The organism is Lonsdalea britannica, assembly GCF_002111595.1.
GTDB classification, from domain to species: Bacteria; Pseudomonadota; Gammaproteobacteria; order Enterobacterales; family Enterobacteriaceae; genus Lonsdalea; species Lonsdalea britannica.
Map to the genome: position 1 here is coordinate 53,993 of NZ_LUTN01000005.1, position 14,960 is coordinate 68,952.

Sequence of the window (14,960 nt, forward strand, 5' to 3'; positions counted from 1 at the left end):
GAAAAATAAGAAAAGAGGGCAAAAAGAAAGCGTTCTTGTTTCCGTATTTCAACGGAGAATTATCGCTTATCACCTAGGCTAGGCAAAGTAGACGGCTTCTTTTTATAACAAATAAAAATGATATATTTTTACTATAATTCAGTTAGTTATATATTATATTCACGGAAGTCCATCTCCGATTCACCATCAAATGACCCATAGCGAGATAGCTAAATTCAGGCATGGTAATACGCTCATGACGAGAAGAAAAAAGACGAAAAAATTTTCGACGCCTTATTTTATGATGACCAATAAAAACGGGGTATGTCGTCTGAATGAGCGAACAGAGATGCGTTAAAAAATAATCATGAAACACAGAATATGCGCGCCTATTTATGGAATCTTATTTCCGATAATGACGATTTTCAATGACGCCAGCATGGCGTTATTAATTGACCGTATATTTTCGTGCACCATTTTCGAATTTTATTTATATAAATTATATAATTTTTCGCATAACATTCTCGTAAGGAAACTGACGACATGACCTATCGTAAAAACCAATCATTACAGCGAGTTACGCTCAAATGGCGGCAAAGTGTAATCGTTGCAACATACTGATGTAATTAGCATTACACTGACCTCCGAAAAAAAGAGATATCGCGGCCCCTGTTATCGTAAGTGATAGATTTAGCGGCTATAAATATATAGAATTCGCTATCTCTGACTTAAATATAGATACTTATGTTACAGCTGCTGTATACCTTTCTGCTTTACCTTATCCAGCCCTTGATCTGGATCCGTCTTTGGCTCCGCGGCCGTAAAATCCCTGCCTATCGCAAACGCTGGGGCGAACGTTACGGCTTCTACAAAGACACGGTAAAACCGGAAGGTATCCTGCTGCACTCTGTCTCCGTGGGAGAAACACTGGCTGCCGTACCGCTGGTGAGAGCCTTACGCTACCGCTACCCGTCGCTGCCCATCACGGTCACCACCATGACGCCGACCGGCTCTGAACGCGCGCAATCCGCCTTCGGCAAAGACGTGTACCACGTCTATCTGCCCTACGATTTACCGGGGGCGATGAAGCGCTTTCTGAATCACGTTCAGCCTCGGCTGGTGATTGTGATGGAGACCGAGCTTTGGCCCAATATGATCGATGCTCTGCATCAGCGTCACATTCCGCTGGTCATCGCCAACGCCCGTCTTTCCGAACGCTCCGCCGCCGGCTACAAAAAGCTGGGCAAACTGATGCGCACCCTGCTGCGACGCATTACGCTGATCGCCGTTCAGAATGCGGAAGACGGCGAGCGGTTTATTTCATTAGGCCTCAAACGTAAACAGCTGAACGTCACCGGCAGCCTGAAATTCGATATCTCCGTCACGCCAGAACTGGCGGCGAAAGCCGTGACGCTGCGCCGTCAATGGGCCTCACAGCGCCCGGTGTGGATCGCCGCCAGTACCCACGACGGCGAAGAGAAAATCATCGTCGACGCGCACTGCGAGCTGCTAAAGACCTTCCCCAACCTGCTGCTGATTCTGGTGCCGCGCCATCCAGAGCGTTTCAACGACGCCAAGACAATCGTCAGCAAAGCCGGTCTCGACTATACCCTGCGCAGCGAAGGCGCGATTCCGCCCGCCTCATCGCAGGTCGTGATTGGCGATACGATGGGTGAACTGATGCTGCTATACGGTATTGCCGACCTCGCCTTTGTCGGCGGCAGCCTGATTGGACGCGGCGGCCATAACCCGCTGGAGCCCGCAGCCCATGCCATCCCGGTGCTGATGGGCCCGCATACGTTTAACTTCAAAGATATATGCGCCCGATTGCAGCAGTCCGACGGACTGATCACGGTGACAGACACCGCTTCGCTGGTCGAACAGGTCAGTAATCTTCTCTCCGACGATGACTATCGCCAGTATTACGGCCGTCACGCGGTACAGGTGCTGCATAAAAATCAGGGCGCGCTACAAAGTCTGCTAAAACTACTGGAACCCTATCTACCGCCACGGAGACAATAATGAGCCACCCTCGCCTGTCCGTCGTGCTTATCAGCCGCAATGAGGCTGAACTACTGCCGGACTGTCTGGCCTCTGTCTCCTGGGCGGACGAAATCATCGTTCTGGACTCCGGTAGCAGCGATGACACGCAGGCGATCGCGCGTCAGTTCGGCGCACAGGTATTCGAACATGACGACTGGCCGGGCTTCGGTCGGCAACGTCAGCGGGCGCAAAGCTACGCCAGCGGCGACTATATCTTCATGATCGACTGTGATGAGCGCGTAACGCCTGAGTTGAGACTCGCCATTGAGCGCGTGCTCGCATCACCCGACGGGAAAACGGTCTATCGCTGCGCTCGCCGCAATCTGTTTTTAGGTCGCTTTATGCGCCACAGCGGCTGGTATCCCGACGAGGTAATTCGCCTTTATCCGCGCCACTATCGCTATAACGATAACGCGGTGCATGAGTCGCTGGACTATGGCGACGCGCGCGTCGTTTCGCTGGCAGGCGATCTCCAGCATCTCACCTGTCGGGATTTTTTCGCCTTTCAACAAAAGCAGTTTGATTACGCCGCCAGCTGGGCGCAGTCGCGTTTCCAGGCGGGTAAACGCTGCAGCTACCTGTCCATCCTGACCCATACGCTCGGCGCTTTCGCCAAGACCTGGCTGTTGCGCGCAGGCTTTCTGGACGGCAAGCGCGGACTGCTGCTGGCGATAGTCAATGCGCAGTACACGTTTAATAAATATACTGGCTTATGGGCACTGAATAACCAGCGTAAACATCATGACGACTAGAGCGATCTACCCCGGCACCTTCGACCCGTTGACCAATGGCCATCTCGACCTGCTGACCCGTGCCGCCCGGATGTTCGACCACTTGATCCTGGCGATAGCCGCGAGCCCCAGCAAAAATACGCTGTTCACGCTGGAAGAACGCGTTGCGCTAGCGCGCGAAGTGACGAGTCATCTGACTAACGTCGAAGTGATGGGATTTAGCGAACTGATGGCGCATTTTGCTCAGAAGCATCAGGCGAATATTTTGGTGCGCGGACTGCGGGCGGTATCGGACTTCGAGTATGAGTGGCAGTTGGCGAAGATGAACACGCACCTGATGCCCGAGCTGGAGAGCGTGTTCCTGATGCCTGCGGAGCAGTGGTCCTTTATTTCGTCCACCCTGGTGAAAGAAGTCGCCCGACACGGCGGCGACATCGATCCGTTTCTCCCTCCGCCCATCTCGGCAGCCCTGCAGAAAAAGCTGGCCTGACGCGCCGTCAGCGCTGGCAGGTACGGCAGAAGAAGGTACTGCGTTGCCCCTGTTTCAGGCTTTCAATCAGCGTCCCACAGTGACGACAAGGTTCGCCGCTGCGGCCGTAGACCTGCAGTTCCTGCGCAAAATACCCGGGTTTACCGTCCGACTGCAGGAAGTCCCGCAGTGTAGTCCCGCCTTGTTCGATGGAGCGTAGCAGCACCTTCTTGATGGTGTCGGCTAATAGCTGGAACTCAGCCTCGCTCAGCGAGCCTGCGGCTCTCTCCGGCAGAATGCCCGCGCTGAACAGGGATTCGCTGGCGTAGATGTTACCCACGCCGACGACCAGCTTGTTATCCATAATCCAAAGCTTTATCGGCGTCTTCCGGCCTCGCGACTTATCGAACATATAGTCGCCGCTGAACGCATCGCTGAGTGGCTCCGGTCCCAGATGAGCCAGCACGGAACTCGTTGCCGGATCCGCGCTCCACAGCCAGGCGCCGAAGCGGCGTGGGTCGGTGTAGCGGAGTACTTTGCCGCTATCCAGGACCAGATCGACATGGTCATGCTTGCCGGGCTCCACATATTCAGGCAGCACACGCAAACTGCCCGACATGCCGAGATGAACAATCATCCAACCGCGAGCCAATTCAATCAGTAGGTATTTTGCGCGACGCTGAACGCTGAGCACCGGTTCATCGCTCAGCGACATAATCTCAGGGGATACCGGCCAGCGCAGGCGCGCATTGCGCACTTCCGCATGCATAATGGTATGTCCGACCAGATAGGGTTCAATCCCCCGGCGGCTGGTTTCCACCTCTGGTAATTCAGGCATGTTTCCTCCCGTGAAAAGTCGTCGCGAACACTCTACCACAGCCGTATTCGCCAATTGCAGACACAAAAAAACCCGGCCGAAGCCGGGTTTTTGATAATCCACTAAAATTATTTGATTTTAGCTTCTTTGTAGATCACATGCTGACGGACAACGGGATCGAATTTCTTCAGTTCCAGTTTTTCCGGCTTAGTGCGCTTGTTCTTCGTAGTGGTATAGTAGTGACCAGTACCAGCAGAAGAAACCAGCTTGATCTTCTCGCGAACACCTTTAGCCATGATTCAGTTCCTTAATACTTCTCACCACGGGCACGTAAGTCGGCCAGAACCGTCTCAATACCCTTTTTATCAATAATACGCATACCTTTAGCAGATACGCGCAGCGTAACAAAACGCTTCTCACCTTCCACCCAGAAACGGTGTGAGTGCAGGTTCGGCAGAAAACGGCGTTTGGTCGCATTCAGTGCGTGGGAACGGTTGTTACCCGTCACCGGACGCTTGCCAGTAACTTGGCAGACTCGGGACATGTCTATTCTCCAAAAATCAAATCAGCTCGAGCTTCGTATAGGGTGTTGGCCGCCTCGTCAGGCTCTAGAGCCCATCTCAGCAACTTCACTGAAAAGACTCTGTCATCAGGGGAAACCTGCTGAGATAGGCTCTTAACGCCACACCCAAGATTCTCAAAGGTGGCGTAGTATACGCTCTGAAGCGTATGCGCTCAAGTCCCGAACAGTTAAAGATCCCTCAGGATCGTCGAAATATGCCTTAAATCCACCCGCGCTCGGCAAAAGAGGTGTACTCACCGTGCCCGATAACCAAGTGATCAAGCACGCGGATGTCCAACAATTGGCATACTTTGACGATATGTTCCGTAATGGCGCGGTCAGCCTGACTGGGCTCTGCCTTTCCCGACGGATGGTTGTGCGCCAGAATCAACGCTGCCGCATTCGCCTTCAGCGCCTCACGAGCAATTTCTCGCGGGTGCACCTCTACGCAGTTAATCGTACCAGCAAACATCTCCTGATGGCGAATGACACGATGCTGATTGTCTAGAAAAAGGACTAAAAAAACTTCGCGTTCGCGATGCGCCAGCAGTAACTGCAGATATTGCAACGTCACTTCCGAGCTGATCATGGCGTCTTCGCGCGCCAATCGGGAGGAAAACAGCCGCCGCGACAGCTCCCCCACCGCCTGCAGCTGCGTATATTTGGAAAGCCCGATACCGCGCGCCGTACGGAATTGGGTCTGCTCCGCCGTCATCAACTGATGCAATGACCCAAACTGATTCAGCAGATTTTCCGCCAGCTGCATAACGTGCGTTCCCGGCAACCCGGTACGAAGAAAAATGGCGAGCAGTTCCGTATCCGTCAATGCGCAGGCCCCTTTCCGTATCAGTTTTTCCCTCGGTGCCTGCCCGTTTAGCCACATCATGGTCGTGTCCCCCTCCCTGAGTCTTGAAGGCATTCTGGCATATGGACAAGGGATGAACGAGGAGACGGGGGAGAAGATGCGAGGAGGTACGCAATCTGTCGTTGCAACACGCGTCTCCATGACAAGATTCCATTTCCTTCGGACGCTTATGGTAAAATGCCCAACACTTTCTTTAGCTCACACTCGGACAAAACGATGACGGAACTCTCCAGTCTGCTCGCACTCGCCGGCAAACATATCGTACTGGGTATCAGCGGAGGTATCGCCGCCTACAAATGCCCCGAGCTGGTTCGCCGCCTGCGGGACGAAGGCGCGGAGGTGCGTGTGGTCATGACGCCTGCGGCCAAAGCGTTCATCACGCCGCTCACGCTTCAGGCCGTCTCCGGCTATCCGGTAGCGGACGACTTGCTGGATCCCGCCGCAGAAGCTGCGATGGGGCATATTGAACTTGGAAAATGGGCAGATCTGGTGATTGTCGCTCCCGCATCGGCCGATGTGATCGCCCGACTGGCGGTCGGCATGGCCAACGACCTGCTGACTACCGCCTGTCTCGCCAGCGCAGCGCCTCTGGCCGTCGCGCCGGCCATGAATCAACAGATGTATCGCGCGCGGCCCACGCAGGACAACCTCACACGTTTGAGCGAACGCGGCGTGCACATTTGGGGACCGGACAGCGGCAGCCAGGCCTGCGGCGACGTCGGACCCGGCAGAATGCTCGACCCGTTGGATATCGTGGAGTGCGCTAAGCAATTTTTCGCGCGAACCGCCGATCTGCCACACCTGAACGTCCTGATTACCGCAGGCCCGACGCGAGAAGCGCTGGACCCGGTTCGCTTCATCAGCAATCACAGCTCCGGTCAGATGGGATTCGCCATTGCCGAAGCCGCAGCGGCGCGCGGCGCGAATGTTACGCTAGTCGCCGGTCCGGTCGATCTGCCAACCCCCAACGGCGTACGACGGATCAACACCGCCAGCGCGCTGGAAATGCATGAAGCGGTTATGTCCGCCGCCCCCGAACAGCACATCGTGATCGGCTGCGCGGCCGTAGCGGACTACCGCGCGAAAAGCGTGGAGAGCGAAAAAATCAAAAAGCAGGGGGATGAAATGACTGTCACCCTGGTAAAAAATCCGGATATCATCGCCGACGTGGCGGCGATGAAGGAACATCGGCCTTATGTTGTCGGGTTTGCTGCCGAAACCACTAATGTGGAAGAATACGCGCGGCAGAAACTGGCCAGCAAAAAGCTGGATTTGATCTGCGCAAACGACGTGTCCCAAGCCGACCGCGGCTTCAATGCGAAAACCAACGCGTTGCACCTTTTCTGGCACGGAGGAGACAAACAATTGCCGCTCGGCAGCAAACGTCTCCTGGGCCAACAGCTAATTGACGAGATTGTCAGCCGATATGACGAAAAAAATTGACGTAAAAATTATCGATCCGCGCATCGGACAGGAATTCCCGTTGCCGACGTATGCCACGCCGGGTTCCGCCGGTCTGGACCTGCGCGCCTGTCTGGATGACGCCGTGGTGCTCGGCGCAGGCGAAACAACGCTGCTGCCGACCGGTCTGGCCATTCACATCGGCGACCCGTCACTGGCGGCGGTGATCCTGCCTCGCTCCGGTCTGGGCCATAAGCACGGCGTCGTGCTGGGCAATCTGGTCGGACTGATCGACTCCGACTATCAGGGTCAGTTAATGGTCTCTGTCTGGAACCGGGGCTCGACGCCGTTCACGATCGAACCCGGCGAACGCATCGCGCAAATGGTCTTTGTGCCGGTCGTTCAGGCTGAATTCAATCTGGTTAACGAATTCACCAGCAGCGAACGCGGAGAAGGTGGTTTCGGTCACTCGGGCCGTCACTGATCCACATCTAATCTTACGAAAAAAACCTATAAGCCACAGCGTGTGACGCGACTGTGGCGCTATCTGGTGTGGGCAGTTGAATCTTTATCAAGGGTCTTTTCAGACATGGCAGAGAAAGAAAATACGAAAAGGAACCGTCGCGAGGAAATCTTGCAAGCACTGGCGCAGATGTTGCAATCCAGCGACGGCAGTCAACGGATCACCACGGCAAAACTGGCAGCTAACGTCGGCGTATCTGAAGCGGCGCTTTACCGGCATTTTCCCAGTAAAACCCGGATGTTCGACAGCCTGATCGAATTTATCGAAGACAGCCTGACAACCCGTATCAACTTGATTTTGCAGGATGAAAAGGAGACGTTTAATCGTCTTCGTCTGATTTTGCTGCTGATTTTGGGGTTTGCCGAAAAAAACCCGGGATTGACCCGCATTCTGACCGGTCATGCCTTGATGTTTGAGCAGGATCGCCTGCAGGGAAGGATCAACCAGCTGTTTGACCGTATTGAATCGCAGATCAAGCAGGTTCTACGGGAACACAAAATGCGCGGCGGAGAGCCGTTCAAGAATGACGAAACGCTGCTGGCCAGTCAGCTATTGGCCTTCTGTGAAGGCATGCTGTCCCGCTATACCCGTTCGGAATTTCGCTTTCTTCCCACCCAGGAATTCGACACTCGCTGGCCGCTGTTGGCCGCCCAGATAGCATAGGGATGATGGCAGCGCCGCTCACCGGCGGCGCTGCCAGACAGTTTAGACGCCGTAACTATCGCGATAGGTCTGTACCGCGGCCAAATGCTCCGCCATTTCCGGCTTTTCCTGCAGATAGGCGATAAGATCCTTCAGGGTGATGATGGAAATCACCTTGCACGCGTAATCTCGTTCCACTTCCTGAATCGCGGAAAGCTCGCCGCGTCCACGTTCCTGACGGTCTAACGCAATCAGCACGCCTGCCAGCGACGCGCCCTGCGCGGAAATGATATCCATCGACTCACGAATTGCGGTCCCCGCCGTAATGACATCGTCCACCAGCATGATGCGCCCGACCAGCGGACTGCCGACCAGACTGCCGCCTTCGCCGTGATCTTTGGCTTCCTTCCGATTGAAACAGTAGGGCAGATCGCGATCGTGATGTTCCGCCAGCGCCACCGCCGTCGTTGTCGCAATAGGAATGCCTTTATAGGCTGGCCCAAACAGCACATCGAATTCGATAGCCGCGTCCATCAGCGCCGCGGCATAAAAGCGCCCCAGCAAGGCCAAGTCACGCCCCGTATTAAACAGCCCGGCATTGAAGAAATAGGGCTGGTGCGCCCGGATTTCAGCGTGAACTCGCCGAACTTTAATACCTGCTTGCTGAGTGCGAATTCAATAAACTGGCGTTGATAGGCTTTCATGACAACTTCTCCTGTGATGATGGATGAATACCCGGCGACAAACCGAAAACCGCGTCCTTTGAGCCAATCGACCTTGGCCGGCGATGGAGAAAGACCTCCTGACGCCAAAACGTTTAGCTTTTTGCTCCCCTCGGCGGACGGCGTCTAACCGGCACGCTCAGAAGGCCCGACGCGCTGCCGCTGGGAAGCGTTTCCTACCTGAATCACGGCCGTCCGACATTGAACATTCTAAAGATGAACACTCGACATCACACAATGAATGACCGCGCTAACACCTTAATTCCAGTGACACCCATCGCCGGCGGTTTTATTCCGACGAAAAAAAAGCGACCCTTTGGGCCGCTTCTTCATTGATTCTTTATTCCGCCAGCGCCGCTTTCTGCGCCTGAATAATCGTCTCGATGCCCCCTCGAGCCAGCGCCAACAGCGCCAACAGCTCGTCGTGGCTGAACGGTTCGCCCTCTGCGGTGCCCTGCACCTCAATCATACGGCCGTCTTCGGTCATCACCACGTTCATATCGGTTTCCGCGGAAGAGTCTTCCACATACTCCAGATCGCAGAGCGCTTCGCCGTTGACGATACCGACGGAAACCGCGGCCACCATGCCTTTCAGCGGGTTTTTCTTCAGTTTGCCGTTAGCAATCATCGCATTCAGCGCATCCGCCAGCGCCACGCAGGCACCGGTGATGGAGGCGGTGCGGGTGCCGCCGTCGGCCTGCAGGACATCGCAGTCCAGCGTGATGGTGAATTCGCCCAGCGTTTTCAGATCGAGCGCGGCACGCAGAGAACGGGCGATCAGACGCTGAATTTCCAGCGTACGTCCGCCCTGCTTACCGCGTGCGGCTTCGCGCGCGTTACGGGTGTGCGTTGAGCGCGGCAGCATGCCGTATTCCGCGGTCACCCATCCTTTGCCCTGCCCTTTCAGGAAGCGCGGTACGCCTTCTTCCACCGTGGCATTACACAACACCTTAGTATCGCCGAATTCGACGAGGACGGAACCTTCCGCGTGTTTGGTGTAATGACGGGTTAACGTGAGCGGGCGTATCTGTTGTGCACTTCGGCCTGTAGGGCGCATGGCTTCTCTCCGGCGGGTGAATGTTGACTGGCGCGCATTATACGGACTTCACCCGGCCCTGCCTACCGGCCCGGCGGATTAAAACGGGCGCGAAGACCGCCAGCGATGGCGTCCCGAACGGCTGGAGCGTCCCTCTTTCCGCATGTAGACTGTTAGCTCGACTTTTCATCAGCCGGTGAATCTACGCCATGCGTGACACACAACAGAACGACCAGGCTCCCAGCACTGACCTCCCCTGGCAGCAGCAGGGCACGACGCCGGACTACCGTTTCTCACTGGCCAACGAGCGCACGTTTCTCGCCTGGATCCGCACCGCGCTGGCCTTGCTGGCTGGTGCGGTCGCCATCGACCAGTTTACGACCACGTTGGCGTCGCCTGCCGTACGACAGGGGATTGCCGTCCTGCTGGCCCTCGCCTCCGCACTGATGGCGGGAATGGCCTACCGGCGCTGGGCGGGCAACGAACGGGCGATGCGCAACGGCCTTCCTTTGCCGTATACCTCCCTGTTGGTCGTCTTCGCCTGCGGCCTTGGCGCGGTCGCCCTCGCACTGGCGCTGCTAATCGCGCAGCTGTAGGCGCAGACGATGTCCTCTTCGCCGTTACCGCGTGACCCGGGCGTTCAGCCGGAACGCACCGTGCTGGCGTGGTCGCGCACCGCCATCCTACTGCTGGTCAACACGGCCCTGTTGCTGAAGGCCGGGACGCTCAGCACCCAACCGCTGCTGCTGGCCGCCGGTATTCTGCTATTGCTGGCGTCGCTGACGATCTTCATCTGGGTTCCACTGCGCCTGCGCGGCCTCCAGAACGCGCCGAAAACGCACCGTATTCCTCCTGCCATCGTCATGCGTGGATTCACACTGACCTTTATCCTGATCGCCCTGCTGATCGCCGGGCATGCGTTGTTTTCTCTACTTCTGCCCCTATAACGGGGGCTTATAGCGCGCCGCGCCAGCACTCCCCAACCGACCATTGCTTTAATTTATTCATTTAAAAACAAATGGATATATAAAAAATCACCTATACCCTCAGGCTATACCCCACCGACAAACAAGCATTCGTCACCGCTCAGGCATCGTGAAATAGTCATAGACAGAGAACTGACCCCCGGCAGGCACGAACGACGCGGAAGATGGCAATAGCGCAACGTCGGGCCGACACGGTGCACAGGCGGTTCGCCGGATGAAAACAGGTTCACGCCGACATCCCCCGAGCGCCCAAGGTTCTGCCTTATTCCATTAACGATGAGAAACGACATTATGCTGATCCCTCAACCTTACCTGCTTTTCCTTGGCGACGTGACCGATCCCCTGGCTATCAAAACCGCACGCGGCATCCACGCGTGGCGTCCGGAACAGTGCGTCGGCCAACTGCGCCTGCCGGGCAGCACCCTGTCGCTCGGTTTGGACGATCTGGATATCGCCGCCGCCGCTGAGCGCGGAGCCAAAACGCTGGTGCTCGGTACGGCCAATGCCGGGGGCTTCCTGCCGCAGCACTGGCTGGACACCGTACGCGCCGCGATTGAGGCGGGCATGAACGTCGCCAACGGCTTGCACCAGCGTCTGGTTGACGTACCGGGCCTGCAAGCGCTGGCAGAGAAGCATCAGGTACAGCTGTTCGACATCCGCCACATGCGCCCGGAACTGTCCGTCGGCTCCGGCGAAAAACGCAGCGGCAAACGCATACTGACCGTCGGCACCGACTGCTCCGTGGGCAAGATGTACACCTCATTGGCGCTGGAAGCGGCGATGCGCGATCTGGGAATGAAGGCGGACTTCCGCGCCACCGGCCAGACCGGCGTGCTGGTCGCGGGCGAAGGGATCGCGATTGACGCCGTCATCGCCGACTTCATCGCCGGGGCCGCCGAAGCGCTGTCCCCCGCGAACGACGACGACCACTGGGATATCGTGGAAGGACAGGGTTCCCTGTTCCACCCCTCTTATGCAGGCGTCAGCACCGGCTTAATCCACGGCGCACAGCCGCACTGGCTGGTGATGTGTCACGAAATGGGTCGTCCACATATGCGTCATCTGCCGCACCAGCCGATGGTGAGTCTGGAAGACTGCGTGGAAGCCAACCTGCGCGCAGCACGCGTCACCAGCCCGGAAGTGAAGCTGGCCGGTTTCGCCATCAACACCTCCAACTACACTGAACAGGAAGCGCGTGATTACTGTCAGGAGATCAGCCGACGCTTTGGCGTGCCAGCGACCGACTCCGTTCGTTTCGGCATGCAGGACATCGCCGCGCTGTTGAAAGAGCAGGAGTAAACCAATGCGACAGATGCAGATCGAAACCGTGGAATTACCGCTGGCTCGCCCGTTCGCCATCTCCCGCGGCACGCGTACCGCAGTCACCGTGGTACGAGTCACGCTGGAAGAGCGCGGCTTTATCGGCCGCGGCGAATGCACGCCGACGGCCCACTATCAGGAAACGCCTGAAGGCGTCGTCCGACAGCTGGAAACGGTGCGGGATGCCGTAGAGCGCGGCGTTTCACTGAACGACCTGCAATCTTTACTGCCGCCGGGCGCCGCGCGTAATGCGATTGACTGCGCGCTATGGCGGCTCAACGCGGCGCTGAACAAACAGACGCTGTGGCAGCATCTGGCGATTCAGGCGCCGCAGTCCGTCATCACCGCCGAAACGCTCAGCCTCGACACGCTGGAAAACATGGTCAAGGCCGCCGCTGACGCCGTATCCCGCGGCGCGCTGCTGCTGAAAATCAAGCTGAACGGCGAGCAGATTGTGGAGAAAGTGGCGGCCATTCGTCAGGTGGCGCCTAACGTGACGCTGATCGTCGACGCCAATGAAGCCTGGGGAGGGCGCGATCTGGGGCCGCTGCTCCAGCAGCTCGCCGCTTGCCGTGTCGCGATGGTGGAACAACCGCTGCCCGCCGGAGAAGACGGCGCGCTGGCGGACTTCATTCACGCGATACCGATCTGCGCCGATGAAAGCTGCCATCACGGCGGAGACATCGCCGCGCTGCGCGATCGCTACGAAATGATCAACATCAAGCTCGACAAGTGCGGCGGCCTGACCGAAGCGCTGGCGATGGTCAATGAAGCCAAGCGGTGCGGTCTGCGCATCATGATCGGCTGCATGCTCGGCTCCTCGCTGGCGATGGAAGCCGCGCTGCCGGTCACGCTCAGCGCCATCCATGTCGATCTGGACGGCCCGATCTGGCTGGCGGCGGACAGCGCCCCTTACCTGACCTACAACCTCGGCCGCATTTGGCTATAACCGCAAACCCCGGAGTGACGATGACGGATACCCAGTCCACAGAACCGACAGCCGCCACAGCATCCGGCAGCGCGCCGCGTCCGGTGCTGGAAATCAACGACCTGAGCGTCAGCTTCAACGGCCGCTCCGGCAACCATTTGGCGCTGAAAGGCGTCTCTTTCACGCTAAATAAAGGTGAAGTGGTGGCCGTAGTGGGCGAAAGCGGTTCGGGTAAATCCGTGACCTCGCTGACGGTCATGGGCCTGCTGGCCAACGCCGCTCGCATCGAGCGCGGGACGATTCGCTTTACCACGCGCGGCGGCGAGCAGCACTCGCTGCTGCAAATGAAAGACGACGCCCGCCGCCAACTGCGCGGCCGTGAAATGGCGATGATCTTTCAGGAGCCGATGACCTCCCTGAACCCCGTGCTGAAGGTCGGCGATCAGCTGACCGAAGCATTGTTAGACCATCAGATCTGCGATGCGGCGGCGGCCGACAGCAAGGCGCGAGCGCTGCTGCGCAAAGTGCGCATCGCCGACGTCGACCGGGTGATGAACAGCTACCCGCACTCGCTGTCCGGCGGTATGCGCCAGCGGGTGATGATTGCGCAGGCGCTGGCCTGCGATCCGCAGTTGCTTATCGCCGATGAACCGACGACGGCGCTGGACGTCACCGTGCAGGCGCGCATTCTGCAAATCCTGCGCGACCTGCAACAGCAGAGCGATATGGCCGTCCTGTTTATCACCCACGACATGGGCGTCGTTGCGGAAATCGCCGACCGGGTGGTGGTGATGTACCGAGGCGAAGTGGTCGAAGAGGGAACGGTCGAGGCGATTTTCACCGCGCCGCAGCACCCGTACACCCAGGCGTTGCTGGCTGCCGTACCGAAACTGGGCGACATGGAGAACAGCCGCTGGCCGCGCCGTTTCCCGCTGCTGGGCCAGAGCCAGAAAACGCCGGAAAGCGACCATATCACCGCGCGCTACGATGCGCCGCCGCTATTGGATATCCGCGGCCTCAAGGTTTATTACCCGGTACGCACCGGCATCTTGTCCCACGTCACGCACCACGTCCATGCGGTGGAGCAAATCGACTTCAGCGTCTGGCCGGGCGAAACGCTGGCGATTGTCGGCGAAAGCGGCTGCGGAAAATCCACCACCGGCCGCGCGCTGCTGCGGCTGGTCGACAGCGAATCCGAAAGCATTCAGTTTCAGGGCAAAGAAGTATCGCTGATTCGGGACAAAGCGTTCCAACCGCTGCGCCGCAAGATGCAGATGGTGTTTCAGGATCCCTACGCCTCGCTTAATCCGCGTCTGACCGTCGGATTTACGATCGCCGAACCGCTGATGCTGCACGGGCTGGTGAAGTCGCTGGAAGAGGCGACGCCGCAGGTGCAGGCGCTGCTGAAAAGCGTCGGTCTGGAGCCGGAGCACGCCCAACGCTATCCGCATGAATTTTCGGGCGGACAGCGCCAGCGCATCGCCATCGCCCGCGCCATGGCGCTGAAACCGGAAGTGATTATCGCCGATGAGGCGGTGTCCGCGCTCGACGTGTCCATTCAGGCTCAGGTCGTCAACCTGATGATGGATTTGCAACAGAAGACCGGCGTGTCGTGGATTTTTATTTCCCACGACATGGCGGTTGTGGAACGTATCGCCAACCGCGTGGCAGTTATGTATCTCGGGCAGATTGTGGAAATCGGTCCCCGTCAGTCCGTGTTCAACAACCCGCAGCACCCGTATACCCGCCGCCTGCTGTCCGCGGTGCCGGTGGCCGATCCCCTGCGACGCAGCGAACGTCAGTTGGACGACAGCGAAATTCCTTCCCCGCTGAAAAAAGCCAGCGAGAAGGTCACCAAGCGAAGTATCGCCAGGTCGCGCCGCACCACTGGGTCAGTACACACGAAAACAACACATAAAAACGCTTATTCACATCA

General features: G+C 57.6%; 15 protein-coding genes and 2 pseudogenes. 11 read left to right on the forward strand and 6 right to left on the reverse strand.

Annotated features, from left to right (window positions below; genetic code table 11):
* Positions 1 to 723 precede the first annotated feature (723 nt).
* Genes waaA through coaD form a run of 3 tightly spaced genes read left to right on the forward strand, consistent with a single transcriptional unit; the run spans position 724 to position 3,243 of the window.
* Positions 724 to 2,001, forward strand: a complete 1,278-nt coding sequence (gene waaA / locus AU509_RS05750) for a lipid IV(A) 3-deoxy-D-manno-octulosonic acid transferase (RefSeq protein WP_085650756.1) — start codon at positions 724 to 726, stop codon at positions 1,999 to 2,001.
* On the forward strand, positions 2,001 to 2,774 hold the full coding sequence (locus AU509_RS05755; RefSeq protein ID WP_094117879.1) for a glycosyltransferase family 2 protein: 774 nt from the start codon (positions 2,001 to 2,003) through the stop codon (positions 2,772 to 2,774). The genes waaA and AU509_RS05755 overlap by 1 nt, the downstream gene beginning before the upstream one ends.
* Complete coding sequence (gene coaD / locus AU509_RS05760) at positions 2,764 to 3,243, forward strand: pantetheine-phosphate adenylyltransferase (RefSeq protein WP_026738452.1); 480 nt, start codon at positions 2,764 to 2,766, stop codon at positions 3,241 to 3,243. The genes AU509_RS05755 and coaD overlap by 11 nt, the downstream gene beginning before the upstream one ends.
* A 7-nt stretch (positions 3,244 to 3,250) precedes the next feature.
* Here coaD and mutM read toward each other — a convergent pair whose 3' ends face one another.
* The 4 genes from mutM to radC all read right to left on the reverse strand — a co-directional run bounded on the left by mutM (position 3,251) and on the right by radC (position 5,487).
* Positions 3,251 to 4,060, reverse strand: coding sequence for a bifunctional DNA-formamidopyrimidine glycosylase/DNA-(apurinic or apyrimidinic site) lyase (gene mutM, locus AU509_RS05765; RefSeq protein ID WP_094117880.1), 810 nt, complete (start codon positions 4,058 to 4,060; stop codon positions 3,251 to 3,253).
* Between the two features lie 107 nt (positions 4,061 to 4,167).
* Positions 4,168 to 4,335: a 50S ribosomal protein L33 gene (gene rpmG / locus AU509_RS05770; RefSeq protein ID WP_026738454.1), complete on the reverse strand. Its 168-nt coding sequence runs from the start codon at positions 4,333 to 4,335 to the stop codon at positions 4,168 to 4,170.
* Positions 4,336 to 4,346: 11 nt separating this feature from the next.
* A complete protein-coding gene (gene rpmB / locus AU509_RS05775; RefSeq protein WP_026738455.1) occupies positions 4,347 to 4,583 on the reverse strand; it encodes a 50S ribosomal protein L28 in 237 nt (78 codons plus the stop codon).
* Between the two features lie 238 nt (positions 4,584 to 4,821).
* Positions 4,822 to 5,487, reverse strand: coding sequence for a RadC family protein (radC, locus tag AU509_RS05780; protein WP_085650753.1), 666 nt, complete (start codon positions 5,485 to 5,487; stop codon positions 4,822 to 4,824).
* A gap of 195 nt (positions 5,488 to 5,682) precedes the next feature.
* Here radC and coaBC point away from each other — a divergent pair, with 195 nt between their 5' ends.
* The 3 genes from coaBC (at position 5,683) to slmA (ending at position 8,053) form a co-directional block, all read left to right on the forward strand.
* The gene (gene coaBC, locus AU509_RS05785) at positions 5,683 to 6,909 is read left to right on the forward strand and encodes a bifunctional phosphopantothenoylcysteine decarboxylase/phosphopantothenate--cysteine ligase CoaBC (protein ID WP_094117957.1); all 1,227 of its coding nucleotides are present in this window, start codon (positions 5,683 to 5,685) and stop codon (positions 6,907 to 6,909) included.
* The gene (dut, locus tag AU509_RS05790) at positions 6,893 to 7,351 is read left to right on the forward strand and encodes a dUTP diphosphatase (RefSeq protein WP_085650751.1); all 459 of its coding nucleotides are present in this window, start codon (positions 6,893 to 6,895) and stop codon (positions 7,349 to 7,351) included. The genes coaBC and dut overlap by 17 nt, the downstream gene beginning before the upstream one ends.
* Positions 7,352 to 7,456: 105 nt before the next feature.
* Entirely contained in the window at positions 7,457 to 8,053 is a 597-nt protein-coding gene (gene slmA, locus AU509_RS05795; protein WP_085650750.1) for a nucleoid occlusion factor SlmA, read from the forward strand.
* 42 nt (positions 8,054 to 8,095) lie between these two features.
* On the opposite strand, the pseudogene pyrE reads toward slmA, so the two are convergent.
* Both pyrE and rph read right to left on the reverse strand, forming a co-directional pair.
* Positions 8,096 to 8,736 (reverse strand): annotated as a pseudogene (pyrE, locus tag AU509_RS05800) (orotate phosphoribosyltransferase).
* A gap of 358 nt (positions 8,737 to 9,094) precedes the next feature.
* On the reverse strand, positions 9,095 to 9,811 hold the full coding sequence (rph, locus tag AU509_RS05805; RefSeq protein WP_085650748.1) for a ribonuclease PH: 717 nt from the start codon (positions 9,809 to 9,811) through the stop codon (positions 9,095 to 9,097).
* Positions 9,812 to 9,999: 188 nt separating this feature from the next.
* Here rph and AU509_RS05810 point away from each other — a divergent pair, with 188 nt between their 5' ends.
* The 5 genes and pseudogenes from AU509_RS05810 to AU509_RS05830 all read left to right on the forward strand — a co-directional run bounded on the left by AU509_RS05810 (position 10,000) and on the right by AU509_RS05830 (position 14,942).
* Positions 10,000 to 10,386: a YidH family protein gene (locus tag AU509_RS05810; RefSeq protein ID WP_085650747.1), complete on the forward strand. Its 387-nt coding sequence runs from the start codon at positions 10,000 to 10,002 to the stop codon at positions 10,384 to 10,386.
* 9 nt (positions 10,387 to 10,395) lie between these two features.
* Complete coding sequence (locus tag AU509_RS05815; RefSeq protein ID WP_085650746.1) at positions 10,396 to 10,737, forward strand: DUF202 domain-containing protein; 342 nt, start codon at positions 10,396 to 10,398, stop codon at positions 10,735 to 10,737.
* Between the two features lie 330 nt (positions 10,738 to 11,067).
* The gene (dgcN, locus tag AU509_RS05820; protein WP_094117881.1) at positions 11,068 to 12,075 is read left to right on the forward strand and encodes an N-acetyltransferase DgcN; all 1,008 of its coding nucleotides are present in this window, start codon (positions 11,068 to 11,070) and stop codon (positions 12,073 to 12,075) included.
* 4 nt (positions 12,076 to 12,079) lie between these two features.
* On the forward strand, positions 12,080 to 13,045 hold the full coding sequence (gene dgcA / locus AU509_RS05825) for an N-acetyl-D-Glu racemase DgcA (RefSeq protein WP_085650744.1): 966 nt from the start codon (positions 12,080 to 12,082) through the stop codon (positions 13,043 to 13,045).
* Between the two features lie 20 nt (positions 13,046 to 13,065).
* Positions 13,066 to 14,942: pseudogene (locus tag AU509_RS05830) on the forward strand (ABC transporter ATP-binding protein).
* The last annotated feature ends 18 nt before the right edge of the window (positions 14,943 to 14,960 follow it).